The organism is Sphingobium wenxiniae (genome assembly GCF_007830065.1).
GTDB lineage: Bacteria > Pseudomonadota > Alphaproteobacteria > Sphingomonadales > Sphingomonadaceae > Sphingobium > Sphingobium wenxiniae.
In genome coordinates this window covers 42,151-68,486 of the sequence record NZ_VLKK01000009.1, presented here as the reverse complement: position 1 = coordinate 68,486, position 26,336 = coordinate 42,151, and the positions used below count along the sequence as shown (strand labels likewise).

Annotated in this window: 30 protein-coding genes; 17 read left to right on the top strand and 13 right to left on the bottom strand. The window is 66.1% G+C overall.

Annotation, left to right across the window (positions count from 1 at the left end):
* Window positions 1–9: 9 nt before the first annotated feature.
* The 10 genes from IQ35_RS13010 to IQ35_RS21240 all read left to right on the top strand — a co-directional run bounded on the left by IQ35_RS13010 (window position 10) and on the right by IQ35_RS21240 (window position 7,044).
* Window positions 10–420, top strand: a complete 411-nt coding sequence (locus IQ35_RS13010) for an RrF2 family transcriptional regulator (protein ID WP_021244458.1) — start codon at window positions 10–12, stop codon at window positions 418–420.
* Window positions 417–1,901, top strand: coding sequence for a Fe-S cluster assembly protein SufB (sufB, locus tag IQ35_RS13005; protein ID WP_021244459.1), 1,485 nt, complete (start codon window positions 417–419; stop codon window positions 1,899–1,901). Before IQ35_RS13010 ends, sufB begins: the two co-directional genes overlap by 4 nt.
* Before the next feature lie 42 nt (window positions 1,902–1,943).
* Window positions 1,944–2,399 (top strand): hypothetical protein, encoded by a 456-nt coding sequence (locus IQ35_RS13000; RefSeq protein ID WP_145074046.1) that lies wholly within the window; start codon window positions 1,944–1,946, stop codon window positions 2,397–2,399.
* A 3-nt stretch (window positions 2,400–2,402) separates the two neighbouring features.
* Window positions 2,403–3,146 (top strand): Fe-S cluster assembly ATPase SufC, encoded by a 744-nt coding sequence (gene sufC, locus IQ35_RS12995; RefSeq protein WP_021244461.1) that lies wholly within the window; start codon window positions 2,403–2,405, stop codon window positions 3,144–3,146.
* 37 nt (window positions 3,147–3,183) lie between these two features.
* Window positions 3,184–3,936, top strand: coding sequence for a SufD family Fe-S cluster assembly protein (locus IQ35_RS12990; RefSeq protein WP_145074043.1), 753 nt, complete (start codon window positions 3,184–3,186; stop codon window positions 3,934–3,936).
* Window positions 3,933–5,156 (top strand): cysteine desulfurase, encoded by a 1,224-nt coding sequence (locus tag IQ35_RS12985; RefSeq protein ID WP_145074040.1) that lies wholly within the window; start codon window positions 3,933–3,935, stop codon window positions 5,154–5,156. Before IQ35_RS12990 ends, IQ35_RS12985 begins: the two co-directional genes overlap by 4 nt.
* Window positions 5,153–5,614 carry an SUF system Fe-S cluster assembly protein gene (locus tag IQ35_RS12980; RefSeq protein WP_021244464.1) on the top strand — a complete coding sequence of 154 codons (462 nt, stop codon included), beginning with the start codon at window positions 5,153–5,155 and terminating at the stop codon, window positions 5,612–5,614. The genes IQ35_RS12985 and IQ35_RS12980 overlap by 4 nt, the downstream gene beginning before the upstream one ends.
* Window positions 5,614–5,973, top strand: a complete 360-nt coding sequence (locus IQ35_RS12975; protein ID WP_021244465.1) for a HesB/IscA family protein — start codon at window positions 5,614–5,616, stop codon at window positions 5,971–5,973. The genes IQ35_RS12980 and IQ35_RS12975 overlap by 1 nt, the downstream gene beginning before the upstream one ends.
* 19 nt (window positions 5,974–5,992) lie before the next feature.
* Entirely contained in the window at window positions 5,993–6,799 is an 807-nt protein-coding gene (locus IQ35_RS12970) for a Rossmann-fold NAD(P)-binding domain-containing protein (RefSeq protein ID WP_145074037.1), read from the top strand.
* Between the two features lie 89 nt (window positions 6,800–6,888).
* Complete coding sequence (locus IQ35_RS21240) at window positions 6,889–7,044, top strand: hypothetical protein (protein ID WP_021244467.1); 156 nt, start codon at window positions 6,889–6,891, stop codon at window positions 7,042–7,044.
* Here the strand turns inward: IQ35_RS21240 and IQ35_RS12965 are convergent.
* Together IQ35_RS12965 and IQ35_RS12960 are read right to left on the bottom strand one after the other, a co-directional pair.
* Window positions 7,041–7,937, bottom strand: a complete 897-nt coding sequence (locus tag IQ35_RS12965) for a DMT family transporter (RefSeq protein ID WP_145074034.1) — start codon at window positions 7,935–7,937, stop codon at window positions 7,041–7,043. The genes IQ35_RS21240 and IQ35_RS12965 overlap by 4 nt on opposite strands.
* The gene (locus tag IQ35_RS12960; RefSeq protein WP_021244469.1) at window positions 7,937–8,950 is read right to left on the bottom strand and encodes a threonine aldolase family protein; all 1,014 of its coding nucleotides are present in this window, start codon (window positions 8,948–8,950) and stop codon (window positions 7,937–7,939) included. Before IQ35_RS12960 ends, IQ35_RS12965 begins: the two co-directional genes overlap by 1 nt.
* Window positions 8,951–9,089: 139 nt before the next feature.
* On the opposite strand from IQ35_RS12960, the gene IQ35_RS12955 reads away from it, so the two are divergent.
* Entirely contained in the window at window positions 9,090–10,178 is a 1,089-nt protein-coding gene (locus tag IQ35_RS12955) for a branched-chain amino acid aminotransferase (RefSeq protein WP_021244470.1), read from the top strand.
* A gap of 34 nt (window positions 10,179–10,212) precedes the next feature.
* Here the strand turns inward: IQ35_RS12955 and ribH are convergent, their stop codons facing one another.
* From ribH to IQ35_RS12915, 8 genes are all read right to left on the bottom strand, one after another.
* Window positions 10,213–10,635, bottom strand: a complete 423-nt coding sequence (gene ribH, locus IQ35_RS12950; RefSeq protein WP_021244471.1) for a 6,7-dimethyl-8-ribityllumazine synthase — start codon at window positions 10,633–10,635, stop codon at window positions 10,213–10,215.
* A 14-nt stretch (window positions 10,636–10,649) separates the two neighbouring features.
* Window positions 10,650–11,936, bottom strand: a complete 1,287-nt coding sequence (gene ribB, locus IQ35_RS12945) for a 3,4-dihydroxy-2-butanone-4-phosphate synthase (RefSeq protein WP_145074031.1) — start codon at window positions 11,934–11,936, stop codon at window positions 10,650–10,652.
* Between the two features lie 72 nt (window positions 11,937–12,008).
* A complete protein-coding gene (locus IQ35_RS12940) occupies window positions 12,009–12,623 on the bottom strand; it encodes a riboflavin synthase (RefSeq protein WP_145074028.1) in 615 nt (204 codons plus the stop codon).
* Window positions 12,624–12,662: 39 nt separating this feature from the next.
* On the bottom strand, window positions 12,663–13,664 hold the full coding sequence (ribD, locus tag IQ35_RS12935; RefSeq protein WP_260401536.1) for a bifunctional diaminohydroxyphosphoribosylaminopyrimidine deaminase/5-amino-6-(5-phosphoribosylamino)uracil reductase RibD: 1,002 nt from the start codon (window positions 13,662–13,664) through the stop codon (window positions 12,663–12,665).
* A gap of 8 nt (window positions 13,665–13,672) precedes the next feature.
* Window positions 13,673–14,128 (bottom strand): hypothetical protein, encoded by a 456-nt coding sequence (locus IQ35_RS12930; protein WP_376699483.1) that lies wholly within the window; start codon window positions 14,126–14,128, stop codon window positions 13,673–13,675.
* 58 nt (window positions 14,129–14,186) lie between these two features.
* Window positions 14,187–15,452 (bottom strand): DUF445 domain-containing protein, encoded by a 1,266-nt coding sequence (locus IQ35_RS12925; protein WP_145074022.1) that lies wholly within the window; start codon window positions 15,450–15,452, stop codon window positions 14,187–14,189.
* Window positions 15,453–15,509: 57 nt separating this feature from the next.
* Window positions 15,510–18,674 (bottom strand): efflux RND transporter permease subunit, encoded by a 3,165-nt coding sequence (locus IQ35_RS12920; protein WP_021244477.1) that lies wholly within the window; start codon window positions 18,672–18,674, stop codon window positions 15,510–15,512.
* Between the two features lie 64 nt (window positions 18,675–18,738).
* Window positions 18,739–19,911 (bottom strand): efflux RND transporter periplasmic adaptor subunit, encoded by a 1,173-nt coding sequence (locus tag IQ35_RS12915; protein ID WP_145074020.1) that lies wholly within the window; start codon window positions 19,909–19,911, stop codon window positions 18,739–18,741.
* 204 nt (window positions 19,912–20,115) lie between these two features.
* Here IQ35_RS12915 and IQ35_RS12910 point away from each other — a divergent pair, with 204 nt between their 5' ends.
* A complete protein-coding gene (locus IQ35_RS12910) occupies window positions 20,116–20,364 on the top strand; it encodes a GlsB/YeaQ/YmgE family stress response membrane protein (protein ID WP_145074017.1) in 249 nt (82 codons plus the stop codon).
* Window positions 20,365–20,455: 91 nt separating this feature from the next.
* Here IQ35_RS12910 and IQ35_RS12905 read toward each other — a convergent pair whose 3' ends face one another.
* From IQ35_RS12905 to IQ35_RS12895, 3 genes are all read right to left on the bottom strand, one after another.
* Window positions 20,456–20,710, bottom strand: a complete 255-nt coding sequence (locus IQ35_RS12905; RefSeq protein ID WP_021244480.1) for a GlsB/YeaQ/YmgE family stress response membrane protein — start codon at window positions 20,708–20,710, stop codon at window positions 20,456–20,458.
* 189 nt (window positions 20,711–20,899) lie between these two features.
* Complete coding sequence (sciP, locus tag IQ35_RS12900; protein WP_021244481.1) at window positions 20,900–21,199, bottom strand: CtrA inhibitor SciP; 300 nt, start codon at window positions 21,197–21,199, stop codon at window positions 20,900–20,902.
* A gap of 62 nt (window positions 21,200–21,261) precedes the next feature.
* Window positions 21,262–21,597 (bottom strand): hypothetical protein, encoded by a 336-nt coding sequence (locus IQ35_RS12895; RefSeq protein WP_236614735.1) that lies wholly within the window; start codon window positions 21,595–21,597, stop codon window positions 21,262–21,264.
* Between the two features lie 111 nt (window positions 21,598–21,708).
* On the opposite strand from IQ35_RS12895, the gene mnmA reads away from it, so the two are divergent.
* Genes mnmA through thiL form a run of 5 tightly spaced genes read left to right on the top strand, consistent with a single transcriptional unit; the run spans window position 21,709 to window position 26,240 of the window.
* Window positions 21,709–22,815, top strand: coding sequence for a tRNA 2-thiouridine(34) synthase MnmA (gene mnmA / locus IQ35_RS12890; RefSeq protein ID WP_021244483.1), 1,107 nt, complete (start codon window positions 21,709–21,711; stop codon window positions 22,813–22,815).
* A gap of 41 nt (window positions 22,816–22,856) precedes the next feature.
* The gene (hisG, locus tag IQ35_RS12885) at window positions 22,857–23,519 is read left to right on the top strand and encodes an ATP phosphoribosyltransferase (RefSeq protein ID WP_021244484.1); all 663 of its coding nucleotides are present in this window, start codon (window positions 22,857–22,859) and stop codon (window positions 23,517–23,519) included.
* Window positions 23,509–24,798 carry a histidinol dehydrogenase gene (hisD, locus tag IQ35_RS12880; protein ID WP_021244485.1) on the top strand — a complete coding sequence of 430 codons (1,290 nt, stop codon included), beginning with the start codon at window positions 23,509–23,511 and terminating at the stop codon, window positions 24,796–24,798. The genes hisG and hisD overlap by 11 nt, the downstream gene beginning before the upstream one ends.
* A 33-nt stretch (window positions 24,799–24,831) precedes the next feature.
* The gene (nusB, locus tag IQ35_RS12875) at window positions 24,832–25,278 is read left to right on the top strand and encodes a transcription antitermination factor NusB (protein WP_021244486.1); all 447 of its coding nucleotides are present in this window, start codon (window positions 24,832–24,834) and stop codon (window positions 25,276–25,278) included.
* Between the two features lie 47 nt (window positions 25,279–25,325).
* Window positions 25,326–26,240, top strand: coding sequence for a thiamine-phosphate kinase (gene thiL / locus IQ35_RS12870; protein ID WP_059140366.1), 915 nt, complete (start codon window positions 25,326–25,328; stop codon window positions 26,238–26,240).
* The last annotated feature ends 96 nt before the right edge of the window (window positions 26,241–26,336 follow it).

The following is a 26,336-nucleotide window of genomic DNA, read 5'->3' as shown; positions in this document are numbered from 1 at the left end:
GGACGCGCAATGAGACTGTCGAGCTTCGCTGACTATGCCGTGGTGCTGATGTCCGCCGCCGCGCGCCATTGCGGCGCCGTCAAGATGAATGCGACGACGCTCAGCGCCGAAACCGGCATTCCCCTGCCCACGGCGCAGAAGCTGGTGAGCCGTTTGTCGGCCGCGGGCTTGCTCGAATCGAGCCGCGGCACCGGCGGCGGCGTCCGGCTGGCGCGGCCTCCCGCCGCGATCACGCTGGCCGATGTGGTGGAGGCGGTGGAAGGCCCCATCGCCATGACGGCCTGCGCCGAACATGGCGCGCATGACTGCACATTGGAGCAGGACTGCCGCGTCCGTCCGCATATGAACGCGGCGAACAATGCGATCCGGTCCGCGCTTGCCGGGGTGACGATCGCGAGTTTGACACGAGAAATGGCATGACCGAGGAAAGCACCACTATCCGCAATCTCGAAGCGCATGAGGCCGCCGAGCGCGCCTCCACCTATGAGCATGGCTGGTCGTCGGCCATCGAGCAGGACTTCGCGCCCAAGGGGCTGAGCGAGGATACGGTCCGCTTCATCTCCGCCAAGAAGAAGGAGCCGGAATGGCTGCTGGAATGGCGGCTGAAGGCGTTCGCCCTATGGCGGAAGATGGAAGCGCCCGATTGGGCCAAGCTCAACATCCCGCCGATCGACTATCAGGACGCCTATTATTACGCCGAGCCGAAGAAGAAGGCGGAGCTTGAGTCGCTCGATGAAGTCGATCCGGAAATCCTGGCCACCTATCAGAAGCTGGGCATCCCCATCGCCGAGCAGGAAGTGCTGGCCGGGGTCAAGGGCAGCCGCAAGGTCGCGGTCGACGCGGTGTTCGACAGCGTGTCCGTCGCCACAACCTTCCGCAAGGAACTGGAGGAAGCGGGCGTCATCTTCCGCTCCATTTCCGAAGCGGTGCGCGAATATCCCGAGCTGGTGAAGAAGTGGCTCGGCAAGGTCGTGCCGATGCACGACAATTATTTCGCGACGCTCAATTGCGCGGTCTTTTCGGACGGCACCTTCGTCTATGTGCCCAAGGGTGTGCGCTGCCCGATGGAACTCAGCACCTATTTCCGCATCAATGCGGAGAATACGGGGCAGTTCGAGCGCACGCTGATCGTGGCGGACGAGGGCAGCTATGTCAGCTATCTGGAAGGCTGCACCGCGCCGATGCGCGACGAGAACCAGCTTCATGCCGCCGTGGTCGAACTGGTCGCGCTGGACGATGCCGAGATCAAATATTCGACCGTCCAGAACTGGTATCCCGGCGACGAGCAGGGTAAGGGCGGCATCTATAATTTCGTGACGAAGCGGGCGCTCTGCCAGGGCCGCAACAGCAAGGTGAGCTGGACGCAGGTGGAAACCGGCTCCGCGATCACCTGGAAATATCCCAGTTGCGTGCTGAACGGCGAGAACAGCGTCGGCGAGTTCTACTCGGTGGCGCTGACCAACAATATGCAGCAGGCCGACACCGGCACGAAGATGATCCACAACGGCAAGGGGTCGCGATCGACCATCGTGTCCAAGGGCATCAGCGCGGGCCGCAGCAACAACACCTATCGCGGGCTGGTGCGCGTCGCGCCGGGCGCGGAGGGCGTGCGCAACTTCACCCAATGCGACAGCCTGCTGCTGGGCGACCAGTGCGGCGCGCATACCGTGCCTTATATCGAGGTGAGGAACCCCAGCGCCCAGATCGAGCATGAGGCGACCACGAGCAAGATCAGCGACGACCAGCTTTTCTACGCGATGCAGCGCGGGCTGGATCAGGAAAGCGCGGTGTCGCTGATCGTGAACGGCTTTGCGCGGGAGGTGTTGCAGCAGTTGCCGATGGAGTTCGCGGTCGAGGCGCAGAAGCTGCTCGGCATTTCGCTTGAGGGAAGCGTGGGGTGATCGACAAGGGGCAACCCTTGGGCTTTTAGAGGACCAAGAATTTTGAGCGACGAAGACGATATTCAGGATGCCCTCGCCGATTTCGCGGAGGATGTCGGCAACGGGCAGGCATGGACCGCCGCGATCCGTATCCTGACCGAGGATTATGAACTGGAAGAGGGCGAGCTTCAGGCGCGCGCCGTCAAGGATTTTGGCGATCTCGATGCTTGGCAGGCCGAATGCCGCGCCGCGCTGGAAGCAGGCGACAAGGCGATGACCGAGCGCCTGCGGACCGACAAGGCGTTCCACAAGGCCAAGGCGCCCAACCTCGCCCGCATGGGGCCGGTCAGCGAATTCGTCGTCGCGCTGCTGGAAAAGGGCGCGCCCGAGCCGGATGCCGACTGGTGGCCCTATATGCCGATCAAGCGCCATATCGACACGCTGTTCCCCGCGCCCGGCGACGTGCGGGACATGGCCTTCTGGACCGCGCGGACGCTCCAGCGCGCGCATAAGGGATAAATAATGCTGACCATCGAAAACCTCTCGAACGAGATTGACGGCAAGGCGATCCTCAAGGGGCTGTCGCTTTCCATCAATGCGGGCGAAGTCCATGCGATCATGGGACCGAACGGCGCGGGCAAGTCGACGCTGGCCTATACGCTGGGCGGCCGCCCCGGTTACGCGGTGACGGGCGGCGGCGCGACCTTCCTGGGAAAGGACCTGTTCGAAATGGAGCCGCATGAGCGCGCCGCCGCCGGGCTGTTCCTGGGCTTTCAATATCCGGTCGAGATTCCGGGCGTTTCCAACCTGCAATTCCTGCGCGAAAGCCTCAATTCGCAGCGCCGCGCGCGGGGCGAGAAGGAACTGAACGGCGGTGAGTTCATCAAGCTCGCCAAGGAGAAGGCCGCGCTGCTGGGCCTCGACATGGAAATGCTCAAGCGCCCGGTGAATGTCGGCTTTTCAGGCGGCGAGAAGAAGCGCGCCGAAATGGTGCAGATGGGCATACTCGACCCGAAGCTGGCGATCCTGGACGAGACGGACAGCGGCCTCGACATCGACGCGCTCAAGACCGTGGGCGCCGGGATCAACGCGATCATGCGGCGCCCCGACAAGGCGGTGCTGCTCATCACCCATTATCAGCGGCTGCTCGACTATGTGAAGCCCGACTTCGTGCATGTGCTGGCGGGCGGGCGGATCGTGAAGTCGGGCGGTCCCGAACTCGCGCTGGAACTGGAACGCGAAGGCTATGCCGAGGTGATGGCATGAGCGTCGCAGGCGTCTCTTTTGCGGAGGATGCGCGCATATGACCACGGTCGCCCTGCCGACCCGGCGCCAGGAAGAATGGCGCTATAGCGATCTGGAGGCTGTCGCCTCCCTATGGCCGCTGCCCGCGCCGGTTCGCATCGACGTGGCGGCCGGTGAAAGCGCGCATCATCATCTGTTGCAGGACGCGGGCGAAGGCGTGGCGGTGGTGCATGACTATGCCATCGCCATTGCGGACGGGGGGCGCTGCGATTTCCATGTGCTGAATATCGGCGGCCGGTTCGGGCGGGTGACGCTGAACGTCACGCTGGGGAAGGGCGCGCATTTCGAACTCAACGGCGCGATCATCGGCGGAGGGAAGCAGACGCTGGAGATCGTCACCGCCGTCACTCATGCGCAGCCGGACGGGACCAGCGGGCAGACGATCCGGTCGGTCCTGGGCCAGCACGCCACCGGCAGCTATCTGGGGAGCATCAACGTCGCGCGCGGCGCGCAGCGGACGGACGCCTTCCAGTCGGTGAAGGCCATGCTGCTGGACCGCACGGCGACCGCGAACGCCAAGCCGGAGCTGGAAATCTACGCCGACGACGTGAAATGCGCCCATGGCGCGACCGTGGGCGAACTGGACAAGCAGGCGCTGTTCTACATGGCTTCGCGCGGCATGGACCCGGCGACGGCCAAGACGCTGCTTTTGAAAGCCTTTGTCGCGGGCGTGTTCGACGATATGGCCGACGAAGCGGTGAAGGAGACACTGGAAGCGGCGGCGATCGCCAAGCTGGAGGCGCTGGTATGACTGTCGGCACCTTCGACCGCCTCGATCTGCGTCATGATTTCCCCGGCCTTCTGGATGGAAATGGGGTCGACTGGCATTATCTCGACAGCGCCGCCACCGCGCAGAAACCGCAAGCGGTGATCGACGCCATCGCCCGAGCCTATGGCGTGGACTATGCCACGGTGCATCGGGGCGTCTATGAGCGGTCCGCGAATATGACGCTGGCCTACGAGGCGGCGCGGCGGACGGTCGCGCATTTCATCGGCGCGGCGAGCGACAGCGAGATCGTCTATGTCCGCGGCGCGACCGAGGGCATCAATCTCGTCGCGCAGTGCTGGGCTGGCGAGCAGTTGAAGGCGGGAGACCGCATCCTGCTTTCCATGCTGGAGCATCACAGCAATATCGTGCCGTGGCAGATGGTGGCCGAGAAGGCGGGCGCGCAGGTCGATGTCGTGCCGCTGACGGCGGATGGCAAGATCGACCTCGACGCCATGGCCGCGATGATTACGCCGCAGCATAAAATGGTGGCACTTGCCCATGTGTCGAACGTGCTGGGCAGCGTGCTGGACGTGCGCCGCGCCGCCGACATCGCCCATTCGGTGGGTGCGAAAATCCTGATCGATGGGTGCCAGGCCGTGCCGCGCCTTGCCGTCGACGTGCAGGGGCTGGACTGCGACTTCTACGTCTTTTCCGCGCACAAGCTTTATGGGCCGACCGGCATCGGGGTGCTGTGGGCGCGCCAGGAACTGCTCGACGCCATGCCCCCCTATCAGGGCGGCGGGTCGATGATCGACAAGGTGACGTTCGAAAGGACGACCTACGCCCCCGCGCCCACGCGGTTCGAGGCCGGGACCCCGCATATCGTCGGCGTGGTGGGGCTGTCCGCCGCGATCGACTATGTGCAGGCGATCGGGCTGGACGCCATCCACGCCCATGAATGCGCGCTGGCGGGCAAGGCGCGGTCGGCGCTGGAGAAGCTGAACAGCGTGCGCGTCTTCGGGCCGGAGGATTCGGCGGGCATCCTGTCCTTCGAGGTGGAGGGGGTGCATCCGCACGATGTCGGCACCATATTGGATGAAACGGGTGTCGCGATCCGCGCCGGGCATCATTGCGCCCAGCCGTTGATGCGCCATCTGGGCGTCGAGGCGACGGCGCGGGCGAGCTTCGGCCTCTACAGCGACGAGGGCGACGTGGACGCGCTGGTCAAGGGTATCGAACGAGTGAGGAAGATCTTCGGATGACCGAGCGGAAGATTATGGTCGAGGAAGTGGAAAGCGTGGACGCGCCGCCCAAGGCGCGCCTGGACGATGCCGGGACCGCGCAGCCGCGCCAGCGCGATTATCTGGAAGGCTTTCTGTCGCAGAAGCCTGCCGCGCCGCCGGCGGGCGAGCCGGGCGGCGACCTGTATGACGCGATCATCGACGCGCTCAAGGAAATCTTCGACCCGGAAATCCCGGTGAACATCTATGATCTGGGGCTGGTCTATGGCGTGGACGTGACGGAAGGCGGCCATGCCGTCGTCACCATGACGCTGACGACGCCGCATTGCCCGGTCGCCGAATCCATGCCGGGCGAAGTCGAACTGCGCGTCGGCGCGGTGCCGGGCGTGGGCGATGTGGAGGTGAACCTCGTCTGGGACCCGCCATGGGACCCCGGCAAGATGTCGGACGAAGCGAAGCTGGAACTGGGAATGCTCTGATGACGATTGAAACCAAATCCCGCGCGCGTCCCGCCGCCGTCATCCTGACGCCGAATGCGGAGCGGCGCATCGCCGACCTGATGGCCCAGGCGCCCGAAGGGGCGATCGGCGTCAAGCTGTCCACGCCCCGGCGCGGCTGTTCGGGGCTTGCTTATTCGGTCGACTATGTGACCGAGGAGGCCAGGTTCGACGAGAAGATCGAAACGCCCGGCGGCGCCTTTTATATCGACGGCGCGTCGGTGCTCTATCTGGTCGGATCGACGATGGACTGGGTGGAGGACGACTTCACCGCCGGATTCGTCTTCAACAACCCCAATGCCAAGGGCAGTTGCGGCTGCGGCGAGAGCTTTACGGTTTAAGCCCCGGCAGGCCCGGGTCATGCCGCATATGCTGATCCTGGGGCTGGGCTATACCGCCGCGCGCCTGGCCGGACGGCTGCGCGCACAGGGCTGGCAGGTCACGGGGGTGCGCCGCACGGCTGGTCCCGAAGCGCTCGCCTTTGCCGATGAAGCCGCCGTCCATGCCGCCATCGCCGGCACAACGCATATCCTTTCCTCCGTCCCCCCGGATGGGGAAGGCGATCCGGTCCTCGCCCGTTACGGCGCGGCCATCGCCGCAGCACCCGCGCTCTGGGCCGGTTATCTCTCCTCCACCGGCGTCTATGGCGACACGGGCGGCGCATGGGTCGACGAAGCCAGCCCCATGGGCCAGGGCCGCCGCACAGCCCGCACGGAGGCCGATCTGGCATGGGGCGCGCTTCGCGCCGACATGCGCCGCTTCCGCCTGCCCGGCATCTATGGTCCCGGCCGCAGTGCGCTGGACCGGGTAGGGCGAGGGGAGGCGCACCGCATCGACCTGCCCGGACAGGTTTTCAGCCGCGTGCATGTGGATGATATCGTGGCGGGCGTCATCGCCTCCTTCGATAGGCCGCCGGGCGTCTATAATCTGGCCGACGACCTGCCCGCGCCGCACAATGCCGTGATAGAGGCAGCCTGCGCATTGCTCGACAAGCCCCTGCCGCCGCTGCTGACGCTGGGGGAGGCGAACCTCTCCCCCATGGCCCGCGCTTTCTACGCCGAAAACCGCCGCGTCGCGAACGGGCGGGCCAGGCGCCTGCTGGGCTGGAAACCGCGCTATCCGACCTATTGCGAGGGACTGACCGCCTGCCTCGCGGAGGAAAGCTGAACGGCTCGCCGCATCGGCGCCCTTATGGTTACTCTTCCTTAACCATGGCGGCCCGAAAGCGTGGGCCTCACCGCCACGGGATCGGACAGATGGACTCAATCGAAACTGCTTTCGCCGCGCTCAGCCACCGCATGAGCCGCCTCTCCATGCCCGTCCGTGCGCCGCGCAAGCCCGAACCCATCGCCAGCCTGCTCGCCCGCGTGGATGCGGCAAAGCGGGGCTATGTGCCCGACGCGCGCCGCTAACCCTCCTTCGCCCGCAGCGCGATGGTCATGCCGACGACCGCCAGCACCGCTCCGGCAATGGACAGCGCGGTCCAGCGATAGCCCTCCGCCGCCGTGGAGATCAGCATCGCGATCACCGGGATCAGCACGCCGCTATAGGCCGCGCGCGCCGCGCCGATACGCTGGATCAACTGGAAATAGAGCGGGAAGGAAACCACCGATCCCGCGATTGCCAGCCAGGCTATGCCGAGCACATAGGCCGCGCGCCATTCCATCACCGGCGGACCCGCCGTGATCCAGGCATAGGCAGCGTCCATCGCGCCGCCGATCAGCATCGCCCAGGCCAGCACCGCTACCATCGGCAGGCGGCGGGCGACCCGCATCCCCTGCATGACATTGGCCGCCGACGCGCTGAACAGCCCCGCGATGCTGAGCGCCACACCCAGCACCACCGCGCCGGGCGCAATCTCCGCCGCGCGATATTCCTTCACCAGCAGCAGCACGATCCCCGCGATGGCTATGGCCGATCCGACCATGAAGGCGCGGCTCACCGGCTGGCGGAAGGCGATCCACGCAAGGATGCTGTTGGGGATCAGCAGCATCGCATAGACGGTCGCGACCACGCCGGAGGTCAGATAATGTTCCGCGCGATAGACGAAGTTGAAATTGAGCACGAACTGCGCCAGCCCCAGCATCGCGGCAAAGGCGATCCCCTCAGGCGGCAGGCGCAGCGGCACCCTGCGCACCGTCGCGAACAGTGCCATAGCGGCCCCGGCGACCAGAAAGCGGTAGCAGACCGACCAGCTTGGCGGCACCGCCGAAAGCTGATCGCGAATCACGATCCAGGTCGAACTCCAGATCAGCGTGACGAGGATGAAGGGCAGGACGACTCCGCCCCTTGCCTGTTGCGCCATCAGCCAAGCTTCCGCAGCGCATCGGCAAGCGGCGCGACGCCGGCCGCATCCTGCGACCAGTTGGTGACGATCCGCGCCGCCCCTTCGCCCCAGTCGTGGAAGTCGAAGCCTTGCGCGCGCAGGCTGGCTGCTTCCTCTGCCGTCAGCCGCAGGAACAGCTCATTGGCCTCTACCGGCTGCATGAGCCTTGTCCCCGCGCCCGCCGCCAGTGCCTGCGCCGCGGCATTGGCCGCACGCGCATTGGCCAGCCACAGGTCATCCTCCAGCAGCGCGAGAATTTGCGCGGCCAGATAGCGCCCCTTGGAAAGGAGATGCCCCGACCGCTTGCGCCAGCGGGCCGCTTCCGCCGCCCGCGCCTCCGCCTGCGCGCCGAAGAAGACCAGCGCCTCACCCACCATGCCGCCATTCTTGACGCAGCCGAAACTCAGCACATCGACGCCCGCGCGTCCTGTGACATCGCTCGGATGGCAACCCAGATGCGCCACCGCATTGGCGAATCGCGCCCCATCCATATGCAGGCCCAGCCCGTGATCCTTCGCCACATCGCCCAGCGCCGCGACTTCATCGGGCGTGTAGACCAGCCCATATTCGGTCGCATTGGTGATGCTGATCGCCCGCGCGGGGATCTGGTGCACGTCCGGGCGGATCGCCCTCAGCCGTTCCCGCACCGCGTCAGGCGACAGCTTCGCGCCTTCGCCCGGCAGCGTCATCAGGCTTGCGCCATGGGTGAAGAACCCCGGCGCGCCGCATTCGTCCACCGCGACATGAGCCTCCTCATGCGCGATGATGCCGCCATAGGGCGGGCAGAGGCAGGCAAGCGCGATGCTGTTCGCCGCCGTGCCGCTCGCCACCCACATGGCTTTCACCGGCACGCCGAACAGGTCGGAAAAGGCTCCGTCCAGCCGCGCGCTCCAGCCGTCCCCGTCATAGCCGTGATCCGCGCGATCGGCGGCGGCGATGGCGGCCATCACGGGCGGACAGACGGGCGTGGCGTTGTCGGAAAAGAAGTGCATGGGAGAGCGGGATAGCCGCCCTCCACCAAAGCGCAAGCGGTCCATTCGTCATCCAAAGGCCTCAAATCCTTTGCGCAACATTGTTTCGCGGCCTGCTTTGTGACATAGGGCGCGCGTCCAGGCCGAAGGAGTAACTATTATGGACGTCCAGCAGACATCGCGCTTCACCGTCACTCGGAACAGCAGGGCTGTGGCGGCTGACCAGCGCGCCGTATTGCTGGAAGACCCCGGCTTCGGCCGCATCCACACCGATCATATGGTGACGATCCGCTATACAGAGGGACAGGGCTGGCACAGCGCCGCGCTCGGCCCGCGCGAACCGTTCCTGCTCGATCCCGCCTGCGCCGTGCTGCATTACGCGCAGGAGATATTCGAAGGGATGAAGGCCTATCGCCTCGCCGACGGCAGCATCGCCATGTTCCGGCCGGAGGAAAATGCCCGCCGCTTCAACGAATCGGCGCATCGCATGGCGATGCCCCCCATTCCCGAAGACCTGTTCCTGGAAGCGGTCGAACAACTGGCGAAGATCGACGCGGGCTGGATACCGGGCGGCGAGGGAAGCCTCTACATGCGCCCCTTCATGTTCGCGAGCGAAGCCTTTCTCGGCGTGCGTCCGGCGAACGAGTATATCTTCTGCGTCATCGCCTCGCCCGCCGGCGCCTATTTCAAGGGCGGCAAGAAAGCGGTCAGCCTCTGGGTATCGGAACATTATACCCGCGCCGCACCCGGCGGCACGGGCGCGGCCAAGTGCGGCGGCAACTATGCCGCTTCCCTTATCGCGCAGGCCGAAGCCAGCAAGCATGGCTGCGATCAGGTCGTCTTCCTCGACGCCGCGGAGCATAAGTGGGTCGAGGAACTGGGCGGCATGAACATCTTCTTCGTGATGGAGGACGGGGCGATCGTCACCCCGCCGCTCGGCACGATCCTGCCCGGCATCACCCGCGACAGCATCATGACGCTGGCCCGCGCCAAGGGCCATGACGTGCGCGAGGAACCCTACAGCTTCGCCCAGTGGCGCGCGGACGCGGCCAGCGGCAGGCTGCGCGAAGCCTTCGCCTGCGGCACGGCGGCGGTCGTGACCCCTATCGGCACGGTGAAGAGCGTCGAGGGCGATTTCACCATCGGCAATGGCGACGGCGGCATGGTGACCGAATCGCTGCGCGTCGACCTTACCGGCATCCAGCGCGGCACGGTGGCGGACCCGGCCAACTGGGTGCACAGGCTGTAAGGTCTCCGCCCCTTTCCTTCCATCGTCCGGAGGTTCAGCCCCCGAACTGCTCCCGCAATTTGAGCATGGCGATGGCGGCCCTGGCCGCCTCGCCACCCTTGTCCTTTTCGGCGCGGCGGGCGCGGGTCAGCGCCTGCGCTTCGTTCTCGACCGTCAGGATGCCGTTGCCGATCGCGATGCCGTCCATGCTGAGCGCCATCAGGCCGCGCGCGCTTTCGTTCGACACGATTTCGAAATGATAGGTCTCGCCGCGGATCACCACGCCGATGCCGACGAAGCCGTCATAGCGCCCGCTTTCCGCCGCCAGTGCGATCGCGCCGGGAATCTCCAGCGCGCCGGGCACGGTGATCACGTCATATTTGTGCCCGGCTTCCTCCAGCGCGGCGCCCGCGCCTTCGATCAGCAGGTCGTTGAGATGGTCGTAGAAGCGCGCTTCGACGATCAGGAACTTCGCCATGCCTGCTTTCCTTTCTAAAGATCGATGGGGTGCTGGCCGACGACGGCCAGGTCGTAACCGTCCAGCGCAACGAGGCTGTGGTTGCTGTTGGTGAGCAGGATCATGTCATGCACGCCCAGTTCGGCAAGGATCTGCGCGCCCACGCCATAGTCGCGCAGCTCGTCCATGCCCGCACTGGTCTTGCCCGCATGATGCTCCAGGAAGCGCGTGATGAATTCCGACGTGCTGCCCCGGATGGTGAGGGCGACGATGATGCCCGCGCCTTCCTCGCCGATGATTTCCATCGAGCGTGACAACAGCTCGCCGCGCGGCCCAGTCGCGCCATAGATGTCGTCCAGGATCGACATCTGGTGCATACGGACCAGCGTGGGCTGATCCGGCACGATATGCCCTTTTTGCAGCACGAGCTGATCGGTCTGGGTCGCCTTGTTGTAGAAGCTGATCGCTTTCCAATCGCCGCCCCATTTGCTGGTGAAGGTCGTTTCCGCGCGCCGTTCGACCATGTGATCGTGGCGGCGGCGATAGGCGATGAGGTCGCGGATCGTGCCGATCTTCATCCCGTGCTTCTGCGCGAAGGGGATGAGGTCGTCGAGGCGCGCCATGCTCCCATCATCCTTCATCACTTCGCAGATGACGCCTGAAGGATTGAGACCGGCGAGCCGGGCCACGTCGACCGCCGCTTCGGTGTGGCCCGTGCGGACCAGAACGCCGCCATCCTTGGCGACCAGCGGAAAGACATGCCCCGGCGTCACGATGTCGTCGCGGCTTTTCGAACCGTCGATGGCGACGGAAATGGTGCGGGCGCGGTCGGCGGCGCTGATGCCGGTGGTGACGCCCTCGCGCGCCTCGATCGACACGGTGAAGGCGGTTTCATGCCGCGTGCCGTTATTGCGGCTCATGAGGTCCAGGCCCAGCTCGTCCACCCGGCTTTTGGTCAGCGCCAGGCAGATGAGGCCGCGGCCATGCGTCGCCATGAAGTTGATCGCATCGGGCGTCGCCATCTGCGCGGGAATGACCAGATCGCCTTCATTCTCCCGGTCCTCGTCATCGACCAGGATGAACATGCGGCCGTTGCGGGCTTCGTTGATAATCTCTTCCGGGCTGGCGAGGGCGGTGCCGCCTTCGCGCCGCTGGAGGTAATTTTCCAGCTTGCCCAGCGTTTCCGCGGTCGGATTCCAGTCCGCCTCACCCAAACGGCGGAGGCTGTTGGCGTGAAGCCCGGCGGCGCGGGCCAAGCCGGAACGGGACATGCCCCCTTCGGTCACAAGGGAGCGGAGCGTGTCGATAAGCGCGGCAGACATGGAAAGCGACTCCTCGTCCGGAACGGACATCGGGATCATATCACATTGCGATGTGATGATTGCAAGAGGAAGTCACATTGTGCGCGCGCGAAGCGACTGCATCCGGTCGAGATAACGCGCCAGCACGTCGATCTCCAGATTGAAGGAACGATTTGCGGGCAATGTTCCCAGCGTGGTTGCCGCCGCCGTATGCGGTATGATGTTGAGGCCGAAATGCACCGAGCCGTCAGGCTGGTCCTCCACACCGTTCACGGTCAGCGAAATGCCGTCGACCGTGATCGAGCCCTTGGCCGCGAGCGATGGCGCAAGCTCGGCAGGCGCGCGGATGACGAGGCGGATGGAATCCCCTTCCGGGGTGGCCGACACCAAAATGCCCACGCCGTCCACATGGCCCGTCACGATATGCCCGCCCAGTTCGTCGCCCACCTTGAGCGCGCGTTCCAGATTGAGCTTGCCGCCCTGCCGCCACAGGCCCGGCGCGGTGCGCGCAACCGTTTCGGCGGACATGTCGACGGCGAACCAGTCCGCGCCTTTTTCCACCACCGTCAGGCAAGCGCCCGAACAGGCGATGGAAGCGCCGATCGCGACGCTTTCCATGTCATAACCGCAACCGATGACCAGCCGCAGGTCGCCGTGCTGCTCGATGGAGCTTATGGTGCCGATGTCGGTGATGATGCCGGTGAACATGGGTCGATGGTCCTGAACGTCGAAAGATTTCCCAGCGGCTTAGGCGCTGCGCGCCGCCGCGTAAACCTCCAGCCGGTCCACGCCCAAATGTCTTTCGTCCGCCAGCGCCCAACGCCCATGCGCTTGAGCCAGGTCGGCAAGGCCGATGTCGCCGATGCCGGGCAATCCTTCGCCGATCAGGATCGGCGCGCGGTAGAGCAGCAGCCGGTCGACCAGCCCGGCCCGCAAAAAAGCCGCCGCCGTCTGCGCGCCGCCCTCCACCAGCAGATGATCGACCCGGTCCAGCGCGGCAATATCCTCCGGCCGCTTGATCCGCTCCCAGCCCGAAGGCGCTTCGCCCCGGCTGAGCAGGATGCGGCGGGGCGAGCGGCTTTCCATCCCCGGCAACCGCACATCGAGCCGCGGCGCATCGCAGCGCAATGTGCCGCCGCCGACCAAGATGGCGTCATGCCGCGCCCGCTCCAGATGGGCGTGCGCGCGCGCGTCCGGCCCGGTGATCCAGCGGCTCGATCCATCGGGCAGGGCGATGCGGCCGTCGAGCGACAGGCCCAGCTTCAAGGTGACGGCGGGCCGTCCCCTGGTCTGCCGCAGCACGAAACCGGCCATCGCGGCACGGGCTTGCGTTTCCATCAGCCCCATTTCGACCGCGACGCCATGGTCGCGCAGCCATGCCGCGCCCTGGCCGTTGGTGCGCGGATCGGGATCGCGCAACGCGATGACCGCGCGCCGGATGCCCGCGCGCGCCAGCAGGTCGGCGCAGCGCGGCCCGCGCGGCGACAGGTGAAAACAGGGTTCCAGCGTCACATAGGCGGTCGCGCCGTGCGCCCGGTCCATCGCCTGCTCCAGCGCCTGCGCTTCGGCATGGGGACGCCCGCCCTTCTGCGTCCAGCCGCGTCCCACGACGCGCCCGTCCCTGACGATCAGGCAGCCGACATTGGGATTGGGGGTGGAAAGGCCCCGCCCACGTTCCGACAGGGCGATGGCGGCCGCCATGAAGCGCCGGTCTTCGGCCGGGTCGGTCATCGGGTCGGCGGGCGGCATCGCGGCGGTCAGGGCTGGGCCGGTCCCGTGACGGGCTTTCCGGCCGCCTCCGCCCTGGCGAGACGCGAATCGAGCTGGGCGTTGATCTGCTTCAACGCTTCCTGGCGGCGGGCGCGGTTGCGCGCCTCATCCTCGCGCCAGTCGATGCCGAACATGTCGGCGACGTGCTGCATTTCCTTCTGCTTCTTTTCCAGCGCGGCTTCGTGCTTGGCGAGATCGATCTTCTGCTGAAGGATGATCGCGGCGTCCGACCGGCTCGCGTCCCAGTTCTGGACATAGATGATCTGGTTGCGCGTCGGCATGGTGTTGGTGTTCGCGTCCAGCACGAACACCCACACGATCAGCCAGGTGATCGCGACGGACAGGCCTAATATCGGCCATTTATGCGGACGTTGCGCGCGGAAATAGCTCCACAGGTCGTGGAGCGCGCTCCTGGGAGAAGCCGGACGGGGGAAAATCGCCATCGCGCTCATATAGGGCAGGAGCGGCCCGGATGCAAAAGGCGAAGCGCGGGCGGGCCTTTCAGAACAGCGTATCGACTGCGTGGATCGCAAGCCCCACCAGCCCGCCGACCAACGTGCCGTTGACGCGGATATATTGCAGGTCGCGACCCACCGCATTTTCCAGGCGGTTCGTAACGGTCCCGGCGTCCCAGCCGCGCACCGTTTCGCTCACCAGCTTGACGATCGAATCGCCGTAGCTGGCGGTTGCGCCCACCGCTGCGCGCCGGACGAAGCGGTTGATCGGCCGCCGCAGCCGCTCTTCGCTCTGAAGCGTCTCGCCAAGCTGTTTCAGCGCCTCGCCCAGCCGCCCGGCCATCGCCTTGCCGGGATCGCGCACCGCCCGCAGCATCCCGGCGCGCGCCTGCTCCCACATGCCGTCGATCCAGCGCTGCATGGCCGGATTGTCCAAAATCTCATCGCGGATGCGGGCGACCTTCGCCTGCATCCCGATATCGAATTGCAAGTCGGAAGCCAGCTTGACCATTCCCTCCTCCGCCTTCAGGCGCAGGCCGTGGCCGGGATCGTCCGCCATGTCGGCCAGCAGCTTGCGCAGGCCGTTCAGGATCGCATTGGCCAGATTCTCGTCCAGTCCGGTCCAGCGCATGATCTTGCCCGCGCGTTCATGCACCATCTGGCGGATGAGATGTTCATTGCCCTCCAGCGTCCGGTCGGCCCATCGGATGATGCCGTCCATCACCGGCGCATGTCGCCCGTCGCGCATCGCGGCTTCCAGCGCCTGCCCGATCAGGGGCGCGACGTTGATCGCGCGCAGCCGCTGGCCGATCGCGCCCTTGACCATGCCGCCCAGCCGTTCCTGGTCCAGCGTCTCCAATATCTCGGCCGCCAGCCGCGACGCGCCTTCGCGCAGCCGCCCGTCCCCGCCGGAGGGGCTGGAAAGGAAGCGCCCGGCCGCGGCCGCCACGTCCAGCCCCCGCATTCGCCGGGCGACGACGGCGGGGGTCAGGAAATTGTCGCGCAGGAACAAGGCCAGCGTGTCGCCGATCCGGTCCTTGTTGCGGGGGATGATCGCGGTGTGCGGGATCGGCAGCCCCAGCGGATGGCGGAACAGCGCCGTCACCGCGAACCAGTCGGCAAGGCCGCCCACCATGGCCGCTTCGGCGAACGCCTGGACGAAGCCGATGGCGGGATGCAGGTGGACGGTGGCGCGGGCGGCGAGGAACAGGGCCGCCATCAGCAGCAACATGCCCGTCGCGACCAGCCGCATGTTGCGGGCCGGATGGGCTGGGACGTCGCTCAGGGGCCGGGTCACGCGGAGCAGCTTCATGGCTCTCCAACGGTTACGCCACCGTTTCGTTCAGGCAAGCCTTCTTTTTGTCCGCTGTCACTCCGCAGGCTGCGTCTGGCCGGCATGGGCCTTGTCATCGCCCGATTTATAGGTCAGCAGCCGCCGGCTCAGGCGCGGGCCGATCCATTGTTCGACGCCCAGCGCCAGGCTGAACGTCGCGGGCACGATCACCAGCGTCAGCAGCGTCGAGAGCAGCAGGCCGCCGATCACGGTGATGCCCATCGGCGCGCGCCATGCGCCGTCGCCGCCCAGCGACAGGGCGGTGGGCACCATGCCCGCCACCATCGCCACGGTGGTCATCACGATCGGCTGGGCGCGCTTGTGCCCCGCGTCCACGATCGCCTCGAACTTGGGCACGCCCTTTTCCATTTCCTCCAGCGCGAAGTCGATGACGAGGATCGAGTTCTTCGCCACGATCCCCAGCAGCATCAGCAGACCGATGAAGACCGGCATGGACAAGGGATTGCCCGTCAGATGCAACGCCAGCGCGCCGCCCAGAGGCGCCAGCAGCAGCGACCCCAGATTGACGAAGGGCGGCATGATCCGCTTGTAGAGCAGCACCAGCACCGCCAGCACCAGGAGAATGCCCGACACCACCGCGATGACGAAATTCACGAGCATTTCCGCTTCGAACTTGCTGTCGCCCGCGTTGATTTTCTGCACGCCCTGGATCTTGCCCTCCAGCACGGCCTTCATGGTGGGGAGGGCGTTGATCTTCGCCGTGGCCTGACTGGTCACGATGCCCGGAGCCAGGTCCGCGCCGACCACGACGCGGCGGATCTGGTTGTAGCGGCGGATCTGCGTCGGGCCGGAGCCGAATTCGATGTCGGCCACCACCTTGAGCGGCACCGAGCCGCCGTTCACCGTTGGCACCGGCATGTTCGCGATCGTGGCCATATCCTTGCGGCTGGCTTCCTGCACCGCGACCCGGATCGGGATCTGCCGGTCGGAAAGGGAGAATTTGGCCGTATTCTGGTCGATTTCGCCGATAGTGGCGACCCGGATCGTGTTGCTGAGCGCGGCGGTCGTCACGCCCATGCTGGCGGCCAGGTCGAAGCGCGGCTTGATGACGATTTCGGGCCGCTGCATGTCGCCATGCACACGGGCCGCGCGGATTTCGCGGACGCCCGCCATTTCGGCAACCAGCTTGTTGGCGGTGCTCTCCAGCAGTTGCGGATCATCGCTGCCCATCATGATGATGATGTCGCGGCCGAAACCGCCGCCCGACTGCGATTGGAAATTGACGCGGGCGTCGGCGATCTGCTGGAATTTGGGCGCGATTTTGCGTTCCCATTCGACCGACGACATCGGCCGGTCCTTCCGCAGGGTGAGGAAAATCTCGGCCTCGGTCGTCTCGATATTGGCAAAGGCCGCTTCGACGACATCCGTGTCCGCCGCCAGCATGTCCGCCACGCGGCGCGCGACGACGGTGGTCTGCTGCAAGGTGCTTCCGGGCACCGTTTCGATCTGCACCTGGCTGAAGTCGGTGTCCATCGTCGGCTGGAAGGACATGGGCAGCGTCCCGAAGGCGACAATCGTGGACAACAGTGCCAGCAGGCCGATGGCGACGGTCCAGAGGCGATGATCGCGCAGCCATGCGGTATGACGCGCCATGCCGCCCTTCGCGCGATGGGCTATGGCCCGCCGCTGATCCAGCGACCAGCGCAGCACGGCCATATAGCGGTCCATCAGCCAGCCTTCGCCATGGCTTTTCTCGCCATGGGCCTTCAGGAAATAGGCGGCGACCATGGGCGTGACCAGACGCGCCACGGCAAGGCTGAGCAGAACCGCGACCACGACGGTCAGGCCGAACTGCTTGAAGAACTGGCCGGACAGGCCCGGCATCAGGCCGACCGGAAGGAATACCGCCACGATCGCCATCGTCGTCGCCAGCACGGCAAGGCCGATCTCGTCCGCCGCGTCTATCGCTGCCTGATAGGCGGTCTTGCCCATGCGCATGTGGCGGACGATATTCTCGATTTCCACGATGGCATCGTCGACCAGAACGCCGGCAACGAGGCTCAGCGCCAGCAGCGAGATGCTGTTCAGCGTGAAACCCATCATGTCCATGAACCAGAAGGCCGGGATCGCCGATAGCGGAATGGCAAGCGCGGATATCATCGTCGCGCGCCAGTCGCGCAGGAACAGGAACACGATGACGACCGCCAGCACGGCGCCTTCGATCATCGCCTGCATGGCGGAATGATATTGGCTCTTGGTGTAATCGACGCTGGTGTAGAGCTGCTTGAAGTGAATCTTGGGATTTTCCTTTTGCAGCGTGTCGAGAATCTTGATCGCCTCGTCATGGACGGTGACGTCGGACGCCCCCTTGGCCTTTTCCAGGCGGAAGCTCGTCACCTGCCGTCCGTTCATCAAGGCGAGCGAACGCTGTTCGGCATACATGTCGCGCACCTCGGCCAGATCGGCCAGCTTCACCGTCCGGCCGCCGGAAATGGCGATCTGCGTCTGCCCCAGCGCGTAGGCGTCCTTCGCGTTGCCGATCACGCGGATGGCCTGTTCCGCGCCCGCGATTTCGGTGCGCCCGCCTGCGGCGTTCAGGTTCACCTGCTGCAATTGCTGGTTCACCTGGGCCGCGGTCACGCCGTGCGATTGCAGCTTGGCGGGGTCGACGATGACCCGGATTTCCCGGCTGACGCCGCCGCCGCGCGTCACCGCCGCCATGCCCGGCACGGCCAGCAACCGCTTCGCCACGGTATTGTCGACATACCAGGACAATTCTTCCAGCGTCATGTCGGTGGCTTCCGCCCCGAAATAGGCGATCGGGCCGCCGTCGATGTCGATGCGCCTGACCTGCGGCTCCAATATGCCTTCCGGCAGGTCGCTGCGGATCTGGTCCACGGCGTTCTTCACGTCGTTCACGGCGCGGTCCACCGGCGTGCCGATCTCGAACTGCACATTGGTGAGCGATTGGCCTTCCGACACGACGGAGGTGATTTCATCGATCCCGCTGATGGCGCGGACGGCCGCTTCCACGCGCTGCGTGACCTGCGTTTCCAGTTCGGTCGGCGCGGCGCCCGGCTGAAGCACCGTGACGCTGGCCATCGGGAAGCTGATGTCGGGCTGCTGGTTCACGTCCATGCGGCTGAAACTGACGAGACCCGCCAGCAGCAGCGCCACGAACAGCACCATCGGCGAGGTCGGGTTGCGGATGGCCCAGGCGGAAATGTTGCGAAAACTCATGACGGCCTTTCTCGCCGGACTGATCCTGCTGTCGGACAGCGCCCCCGGGGGCGCTGCCGCTCTCTCATTGCGCCTTGCGGAACTCCGGTTTCACCTTCTGTCCCGGGGTCAGGAAAGCGCCCGCCGTTTCCACGATCCGTTCATTGCCCGTCAGGCCGCTCTTTACGGAAACGCCCGCATCGGACACCTGACCGACGGCGATGTCGCGCCGCTCCACCTGATTTTTGCCGTCGACGATATAGACATAATTGCCCTTGTCGTCGCTCTGCACCGCCGATTCCGGCAGGACCGCGGACTGGCCCGATCCGCTGACGATCGCGGCGGAGGCGAAGCCGCCTGGACGGATGGCGGCATTGTAGGAGACAGCGATGCGGGCGATGCCCTGCCGTGTCTGTGGATCGATGACGGGGGACACCTGCCAGACGCGTCCGGCGAACTGTTCGGAGCCGCCCACGGGCTTTACCATGGCGCTGTTGCCCGGCCGTAGCGTCGCCAGATCGTCCTCGCTGACCTGCGCCAGCATTTCCATCTCCCCGCCCTTGGCCATGCGGAACAGCACGCCGCTGCCCGCGCCGACGATCTGGCCGGGTTCGACGCCGCGCGTCAGCACCAGTCCGGCGGCGGGCGCGCGGATGTCCAGCCGTCCATTGCGGGCGCGCTGCTCGGCCAGTTGCGCGACGGCGACATTCACGCGCGCCTGCGCCGCGTCGCGAGTGGCCGTGCGCTGGTCGATATCCGCCTGGCTGATGAAGCCGCGCGCCACCAGCGCCTTGGCACGGTCGAGCTGCGCCTGCGCCAGCTTGGCGTCGGCGCGGGCGACCTCGATCTGCGCGGCCAGCGAACGCGCCTGTTCGGTCTGCACGGAGCGTTCGATCACCGCCAGCGTCTGGCCGGCGCGCACCCAGTCGCCCGGCTGCACCAGAACCTGCCGCACCTCGCCGCCCTCGCCCACCACGCCCACCGGCATTTCGACGCGCGCCGCCAGCGAACCCGTCGCATTGACGGTGCGTGCGACCACCGAAGAGCCGGGGCTGATGACCGTGACGGCCGGAATGGTCTGTACGGGGGCATCCCCACCTGCGGCGGGCTTTTCACGCATGGACAGCCACAGCGCCAGCACGACCAGCACGATGGCGGCGCCCGCCGCGATCGGCAGCCACCGGCGCCGGCCGGGCTGGATCGACGCATCGTCGACAAGCGCGGCGTCCTCGCTCGCCAGCGGAGTTTCGTAATTCATGCCGATCCCATCTCTCCGGCGCCATGCCTGTTCCGGGGCGCTGTATTATATGAATATATCACTAGCCTCAAGCCCCAATATCACGGGATAAGAGCGGTCGGCAAAGCCATTGCCGACGGCAGCGAAACGATTATTGTCCTGCGCCTTGCAAGACGCCGCGGCCGCGGCGCAATCGCTTGGTGAAGAGGAGGAGGGAGGCGCATCATGGAATTGATGGGATGGATTTTCATCGGCTTGCTGGCAGGCGCCGTAGCGCGGCTCATCATGCCGGGACGCGATCCGGGCGGTTGCATCGTGACGATGCTGCTGGGCATCGCGGGCGCCTTGCTGGCGGGCTATGTCGGGCGGCTGGCGGGCTTTTATGGTCCGGACGAATCCGCCGGCTTCATTGCCGCCATCGTGGGATCGGTCGTGATATTGGCGGTCTACCGCCTGTTCGCGGCGCGCCGCTGACAGGGCAGGGAAACGACGGGAAAAGGGCCGCTCCATCCCTCATGCTGGGGATGTGCGGCCCTTTTTTGCGATGCAAACAGGATGCTTTTCGTCAGCGGACCGAGCCGCGCCGTATCAGGTTCACGATCGCGAGCAGGATGATCGCTCCGACCAGCGACACGAGGAAGCTGTAGAGGGTCAGGCCCTCGTTGATCGAACCGCCGCTGAAGATGAGGCCGCCGATGAAGGCGCCGACGATTCCGACCACGATGTTCAGCAGAATGCCCTGTTGCGCGTCGGTCCGCATGACCATGCTGGCGAGCCAGCCGACGATGCCGCCGACGATAAGCCATAAGATAATGCCCATATTTCTCTCTCCTTGCACCAGCGCCCCCAAGCGGGTTGGCTGATGCATTCAACGGAGAAAGCGGCTTTCCGTTCCTTGAGAAAAATTTCGGCTGAAAAACGATCCCCGTGCACCGGGGGATGCACGACATAAAAAAGGCCGCGGAAGCAAGCCCGCGGCCTTTTTTATGTCGCTGCGGAAAGCGCCAGCTTAGAAACGCTGCTGCCGTTCGTAGAGGGATTTATAATATTGGATGCGGGTGACACGCAGGCCGTGCATGCCCGAACGGTCCACCGCGCGCTGCCAGCTTGCGAATTCCTCCAGCGTCAGGTCATAGCGTTTGCACGCCTCGTCCACGCTCAGCAGCCCGCCATTGACGGCGGCGACCACTTCAGCCTTGCGGCGCACGACCCAGCGCGTTGTGTTCGCGGGGGGCAGGCTGTCCAGAGTCAGGGGTTCTCCGAGCGGCCCGACGACCTGTGCAGGTCTGATTTTCTGGTTTTCAATCATTCTAACCCTCAAATAGCGGCACTGGCATTGCCGATTTCGGAAAGTGGTTTCCCTTATGCGCGTCAGCCCTGAAGATCGGCTAAAGCGCCACGGTAAACACCTCCTTCATCATCCTTGCCTCTCCCTAACCGGCTCGCGACCGGCGGGTTGAAGCTGCCCCCAAGGCGAACGGCCCCGATCATGCCGTCGGAACGCGGCGCGAGGATTTCGGCCAGTTCCTGAATCCAGTCCTCGCTTCCCTCCTGCCCCCGCAGAAGGCCCGCCACCGCCTGCGCTGTCGGGCTGGCGGCCTGCGCCGCGGCCGATGTGGCGCGAAGCAGGGGCCATACCGGAATATGCGGCAGGCTGACGGGTCTGGCGTTGGCGGGACTCAGCCCGCCGCCTCGAATGAATCCCAAATCCATGAGCAGGGGTGTAGGGGGAAAAGAATAAAGCTCGGTAAACCCGGCAACGGTTCGTCGCATGTTTCCCGCTGGAACCGGAAAGGAAGGGCGACTATATGCGCGCCCATGCAGCCAGAATTCCAGTTGTCCGAGCCATTCGACGCGCGGCGCATCGTCGTCGCCATGTCCGGCGGCGTGGATTCGAGCGTCGTCGCCGCGCTGGCCGCGCGCACGGGCGCGGAAACCATTGGCGTGACGCTCCAGCTTTACGATCATGGCGCGGCGGTGGGCCGCACCGGGAGCTGCTGCGCCGGGCAGGACATACGCGACGCGCGCGCGGTCGCCGACCGGATTGGTATAGCGCACTATGTCTTTGATTATGAAAGCCGGTTCCGCGATTCGGTGATCGCCGACTTCGCCGATGAATATATGGCTGGCCGCACGCCCATCCCCTGCGTCAAATGCAATATGGGGGTGAAGTTCACCGACCTGTTCCAGATCGCGCGCGACCTGGGCGCGGACTGCCTGGCGACCGGCCATTATGTCCGTCGGGTGGAGGGACCGCAGGGCGCGGAACTGCATCGCGCCGCCGATCCGGCGCGGGACCAGAGCTATTTCCTCTTTGCGACGACTCAGGCGCAGCTCGATTATCTGCGCTTTCCGCTGGGGGGCCTGCCCAAGCCGCAGGTGCGGGAGATCGCGGCGGAACTCGGCCTGTCGGTGGCCTTGAAGCCCGACAGCCAGGACATTTGCTTCGTTCCTGACGGCGATTATGCGAAGATCGTGCGGAAACTGCGCCCCGATGCGGATGAAGGCGGCGATATCGTCCATGTCGACGGTCGCGTGCTGGGACGGCACAAGGGCATGATCCATTACACGGTCGGTCAGCGCAAGGGGCTGGAGATCGGCGGTCAGCCCGATCCGCTCTATGTCGTGCGGCTCGATGCCGAAGGGCGGCGCGTGATCGTCGGGCCGAAGGCGGCGCTGGCGGTGGGCGCGGCGCGGCTGTCCGACATCAACTGGCTGGGCGGAGATTTTACGGAACCCCTCACCGCCAAGGTCCGCTCCATGGCGAAGCCCGTGCCCGCGCGGCTCGATGGCGATCGCCTGATCTTCAACGCGCCCGAATATGGTGTCGCGCCGGGGCAGGCCGCAGTGCTTTATGCGGGCGAGCGGGTGCTGGGCGGCGGCTGGATCGCCGCCACCGAAGCGGCGATGGCTGAGGCGGCCTGAGTATTGTTTACTACGCGTCGAGCGGCTAAGGCCCGCCGGTCATGACTCGCCCGCTCACCTTCGCCATTCCCAAGGGGCGCATCCTCGATGAAGCGCTGCCCCTGCTCGCGCGCGCCGGTATCGAGCCGGAGGCGGAGTTCCATGACAAGAAGAGCCGCGCGCTGCGCTTCGCCACCAACCGGCCGGACGTGTCGATCATCCGCGTGCGCGCTTTCGACGTGGCGACGTTCGTGGCGCATGGGGCGGCGCAGATCGGCATCGTCGGCTCCGACGTGGTGGACGAGTTCGATTATTCGGAGCTTTATGCGCCCGTCGACCTCGATATCGGCCATTGCCGCCTGTCGGTCGCGGAACCCGCCGGCCTCGCCGATGAGGATGAGGCCGCGATGAGCCATGTGCGCGTCGCCACCAAATATCCGCACCTCACCCGCACCTATTATGAGGCGCGGGGCATCCAGGCCGAATGCGTGAAGCTCAATGGCGCGATGGAGCTTGCCCCGTCGCTCGGCCTGTCGCGCCGCATCGTCGACCTCGTGTCGTCGGGCGCGACGCTCAAGGCGAATGGGCTTGTCGAAACCAACGTCATCATGCAGGTGTCGGCGCGGCTGATCGTCAACCGGGCGGCCTACAAGATGCGCTCGGCCGAACTCGCGCCGCTGGTCGAAGCCTTCCGCAAGGCCGTGGGGGCGAACAATGCCGCTTAGACTGGATAGCCGGGACGGGGATTTCGCCGCCGCCTTCACCGCGCTGGTCGATGCGCGGCGCGAGGCGGACGCGGACGTGTCGCGCGACGTGACCGCGATCCTGAGGCGCGTCCGCGCGGAGGGCGATGCGGCGCTGGCCGACTATACCGCGCGCTTCGACCGGCATGACCTGAACGTCAGCGGCTGGGCGGTGACGCCTGCCGAATGCCGCGCGGCGCTGGAGAGCATTCCGACGGAACTGCGCGACGCGCTGCAACTCGCGGCGGCGCGGATCACGGCCTATCACGAAAAGCAGAAGCCGCAGGACAGCGACGGCGTGGACGGCGCGGGCGTGCGCCTGGGCGCGCGGTGGAGCGCGGTGGATGCGGCGGGCCTCTATGTGCCGGGCGGACGCGCGGCCTATCCCAGCTCGCTGCTGATGAACGTCATTCCGGCCAAGGTCGCGGGCGTATCGCGCATCGCCATGGTGACGCCCACGCCGGGCGGGGAGATCAATCCGCTGGTCCTCGCCGCCGCGCAGATCGCCGGGATCGAGGAAATCTGGCGCGTGGGCGGGGCGCAGGCCGTCGCCGCGCTTGCCTATGGCACGGACCGGATCAGGCCGGTCGATGTCATCACCGGTCCCGGCAATGCCTGGGTCGCCGAAGCCAAGCGCCAGCTTTACGGCGTGGTCGGCATCGACATGGTGGCCGGGCCGTCCGAAATCGTGGTCGTGGCCGACGCGAAGAACGATCCCGAATGGATCGCCGCAGACCTCCTCAGCCAGTCGGAACATGATCCGACCAGCCAGTCGATCCTCTTCACCGACGACGCGGCCTTTGCCGATGCGGCGGCGGCGGCGGTCGAGCGGCAGATTCCGCGGCTTTCGACCGGCGCGGTTGCGGCCGCGAGCTGGGCCGTCAACGGCGCGATCATCCTCGTCCGCGATTGGGATGAGGCGATGCCGCTGGTCGACCGCCTTGCGCCCGAACATCTCGAACTGGCGGTGGACGATCCCGACGCCCTGTTCGCGCAGGTGCGTCATGCCGGGTCCGTCTTCCTGGGCCGCATGACGCCCGAAGCGGTGGGCGATTATGTCGCGGGGCCGAACCATGTGCTGCCGACGGGACGCCGCGCCCGTTTCTCGTCGGGCCTTTCAGTGCTCGATTTCATGAAGCGCACCAGCTTCCTTGGGCTGGATCAGGGCGCGGTCAACGCCATCGGTCCCGCCGCGGTCGCGCTGGCGAAGGCGGAGGGGCTTCCCGCCCATGCCGCTTCGGTGGCGCTCCGTTTGCAATAGTTTCCGTTCCCCCGAACGGTTATGGAAAGACACATGAACGAACGCTCCAGATCCCGCTCCGCCGCGCGCCTTGCCGCGGTTCAGGCGCTTTACCAGTTGGAGATGGAGGGCACGCCGCTCGCTTCCCTGCTGCATGAATTCCACCAGCACCGCCTGGGCGCGACCATCGAGGATGTGACCTACACGCAGGCGGAGGAGACGTTCTTCGACGACATCGTATCGGGCGTGGACAAACGCCGGGACGAAATCGACGGCATCGTCGCCGCGCGGCTCAGCAAGGGATGGAGCCTCGATCGGCTCGATAAGCCGATGCGCCAGATCCTGCGCGCGGGCGCTTATGAACTGCTGGCGCGCAAGGATGTCGCGACCGGCACCGTCATCAGCGAATATGTCGACGTCGCCCACGCCTTCTACGACAAGCGCGAGGCGGGTTTTGTCAACGGCCTGCTGGACGCGGTGGCGAAGGATGTGCGGAAATAAGCGCGCCCTGAGGAGCGCAAGCGCGGAAAATAGGCTAGATTCGCGCCATGTCCGCTGAATCCCGTTTCCTTGCCCTTTTGCGCGCGATGGCGACCGACCCCGCCGCGCGCGGCCTGGCCGACGATGCGGCGGTGCTGGAAATCGGCGGCGCGCGGCTCATCCTCACCAGCGATACGATGGCGGAGGGCGTCCACTATCTGCCCGCCGACCCGCCCGCCGATATCGGGTGGAAGCTGGCGGCGGTGAATCTGTCCGACCTTGCCGCCAAGGGCGCGCGGCCCGTCGGTTGCCTGCTGGGCTATGCGCTGTCGGGCGACGAAAGCTGGGACGCGGCCTTTCTGGAGGGTTTGAACGAAGCGCTGAATCGCCATGCCATGCCGCTGCTGGGCGGCGACACGGTGAAGCTGCCGCCCCGCGCCCCGCGCAGCTACAGCCTGACCGCCATCGGCGAGGCGGCCGGCCCGGTTCCCGCGCGCAGCGGGGGGCGGGCGGGCGACCATCTGTACCTGACCGGCCCGGTGGGCGATGCGGGGATCGGGCTGGAGCTTGCCCGCTCGGCCCCACAGGCCGCCGGGCCGCTGGTCGAAGCCTATCGCCGCCCGCGCCCGCGCCTTGCCGAAGGGGCGCTGCTCGCGCCGATCGTCCATGCGATGATGGACGTGTCGGACGGTCTGCTGCTGGATGCGTCGCGCATGGCGGCGGCGAGCGGGCTGGCCGTCACCATCGACCATATTCCCCTGTCGCCCGCGTTGGAGGCGGTGCGCGGCGGCAGCACCGCGGTCCAGATCGCGGCGGCGCGGGCGGGGGACGATTATGAGCTGCTCTTCGCCCTGCCGCCCAAGGTGAAGCCGCCGGTGCGCGCCATTCCCGTGGGGCGCTTTTCGGCGGGAAGCGGCCTGACGCTGATGATCGACGGCGCGGCGGTGCCGCTGCCCGGCAGGCTCGGTTGGGAGCATGGCTGAAATTCGCTTGAATCACGTCACATCATAATGGGTTGACGCAGCCTTTACGCCCTGTAGCTTCGCACGATCCTGTTTTCAGCCCGGTTGGACTGCCTG

Coding starts and splice junctions, on each gene's coding strand:
- thiL (WP_059140366.1), top strand. CDS start 25,326: ATGTCCGCTGAATCCCGTTTCCTTGCCCTTTTGCGCGCGATGGCGACC.
- ribH (WP_021244471.1), bottom strand. CDS start 10,635: ATGGCGAAGTTCCTGATCGTCGAAGCGCGCTTCTACGACCATCTCAAC.
- ribB (WP_145074031.1), bottom strand. CDS start 11,936: ATGTCTGCCGCGCTTATCGACACGCTCCGCTCCCTTGTGACCGAAGGG.
- nusB (WP_021244486.1), top strand. CDS start 24,832: ATGAACGAACGCTCCAGATCCCGCTCCGCCGCGCGCCTTGCCGCGGTT.
- IQ35_RS12970 (WP_145074037.1), top strand. CDS start 5,993: ATGCCGCATATGCTGATCCTGGGGCTGGGCTATACCGCCGCGCGCCTG.
- IQ35_RS12905 (WP_021244480.1), bottom strand. CDS start 20,710: ATGGGCATTATCTTATGGCTTATCGTCGGCGGCATCGTCGGCTGGCTC.
- IQ35_RS12990 (WP_145074043.1), top strand. CDS start 3,184: ATGACCACGGTCGCCCTGCCGACCCGGCGCCAGGAAGAATGGCGCTAT.
- IQ35_RS13010 (WP_021244458.1), top strand. CDS start 10: ATGAGACTGTCGAGCTTCGCTGACTATGCCGTGGTGCTGATGTCCGCC.
- IQ35_RS12910 (WP_145074017.1), top strand. CDS start 20,116: ATGGAATTGATGGGATGGATTTTCATCGGCTTGCTGGCAGGCGCCGTA.
- IQ35_RS12940 (WP_145074028.1), bottom strand. CDS start 12,623: ATGTTCACCGGCATCATCACCGACATCGGCACCATAAGCTCCATCGAG.
- IQ35_RS12915 (WP_145074020.1), bottom strand. CDS start 19,911: ATGAATTACGAAACTCCGCTGGCGAGCGAGGACGCCGCGCTTGTCGAC.
- mnmA (WP_021244483.1), top strand. CDS start 21,709: ATGCAGCCAGAATTCCAGTTGTCCGAGCCATTCGACGCGCGGCGCATC.
- IQ35_RS12920 (WP_021244477.1), bottom strand. CDS start 18,674: ATGAGTTTTCGCAACATTTCCGCCTGGGCCATCCGCAACCCGACCTCG.
- IQ35_RS12985 (WP_145074040.1), top strand. CDS start 3,933: ATGACTGTCGGCACCTTCGACCGCCTCGATCTGCGTCATGATTTCCCC.
- IQ35_RS12955 (WP_021244470.1), top strand. CDS start 9,090: ATGGACGTCCAGCAGACATCGCGCTTCACCGTCACTCGGAACAGCAGG.
- IQ35_RS12930 (WP_376699483.1), bottom strand. CDS start 14,128: ATGGCGATTTTCCCCCGTCCGGCTTCTCCCAGGAGCGCGCTCCACGAC.
- IQ35_RS12925 (WP_145074022.1), bottom strand. CDS start 15,452: ATGAAGCTGCTCCGCGTGACCCGGCCCCTGAGCGACGTCCCAGCCCAT.
- IQ35_RS12965 (WP_145074034.1), bottom strand. CDS start 7,937: ATGGCGCAACAGGCAAGGGGCGGAGTCGTCCTGCCCTTCATCCTCGTC.
- hisD (WP_021244485.1), top strand. CDS start 23,509: ATGCCGCTTAGACTGGATAGCCGGGACGGGGATTTCGCCGCCGCCTTC.
- IQ35_RS12975 (WP_021244465.1), top strand. CDS start 5,614: ATGACGATTGAAACCAAATCCCGCGCGCGTCCCGCCGCCGTCATCCTG.
- ribD (WP_260401536.1), bottom strand. CDS start 13,664: ATGCCGCCCGCCGACCCGATGACCGACCCGGCCGAAGACCGGCGCTTC.
- IQ35_RS12960 (WP_021244469.1), bottom strand. CDS start 8,950: ATGCACTTCTTTTCCGACAACGCCACGCCCGTCTGTCCGCCCGTGATG.
- sciP (WP_021244481.1), bottom strand. CDS start 21,199: ATGATTGAAAACCAGAAAATCAGACCTGCACAGGTCGTCGGGCCGCTC.
- IQ35_RS21240 (WP_021244467.1), top strand. CDS start 6,889: ATGGACTCAATCGAAACTGCTTTCGCCGCGCTCAGCCACCGCATGAGC.
- hisG (WP_021244484.1), top strand. CDS start 22,857: ATGACTCGCCCGCTCACCTTCGCCATTCCCAAGGGGCGCATCCTCGAT.
- IQ35_RS12980 (WP_021244464.1), top strand. CDS start 5,153: ATGACCGAGCGGAAGATTATGGTCGAGGAAGTGGAAAGCGTGGACGCG.
- sufC (WP_021244461.1), top strand. CDS start 2,403: ATGCTGACCATCGAAAACCTCTCGAACGAGATTGACGGCAAGGCGATC.
- sufB (WP_021244459.1), top strand. CDS start 417: ATGACCGAGGAAAGCACCACTATCCGCAATCTCGAAGCGCATGAGGCC.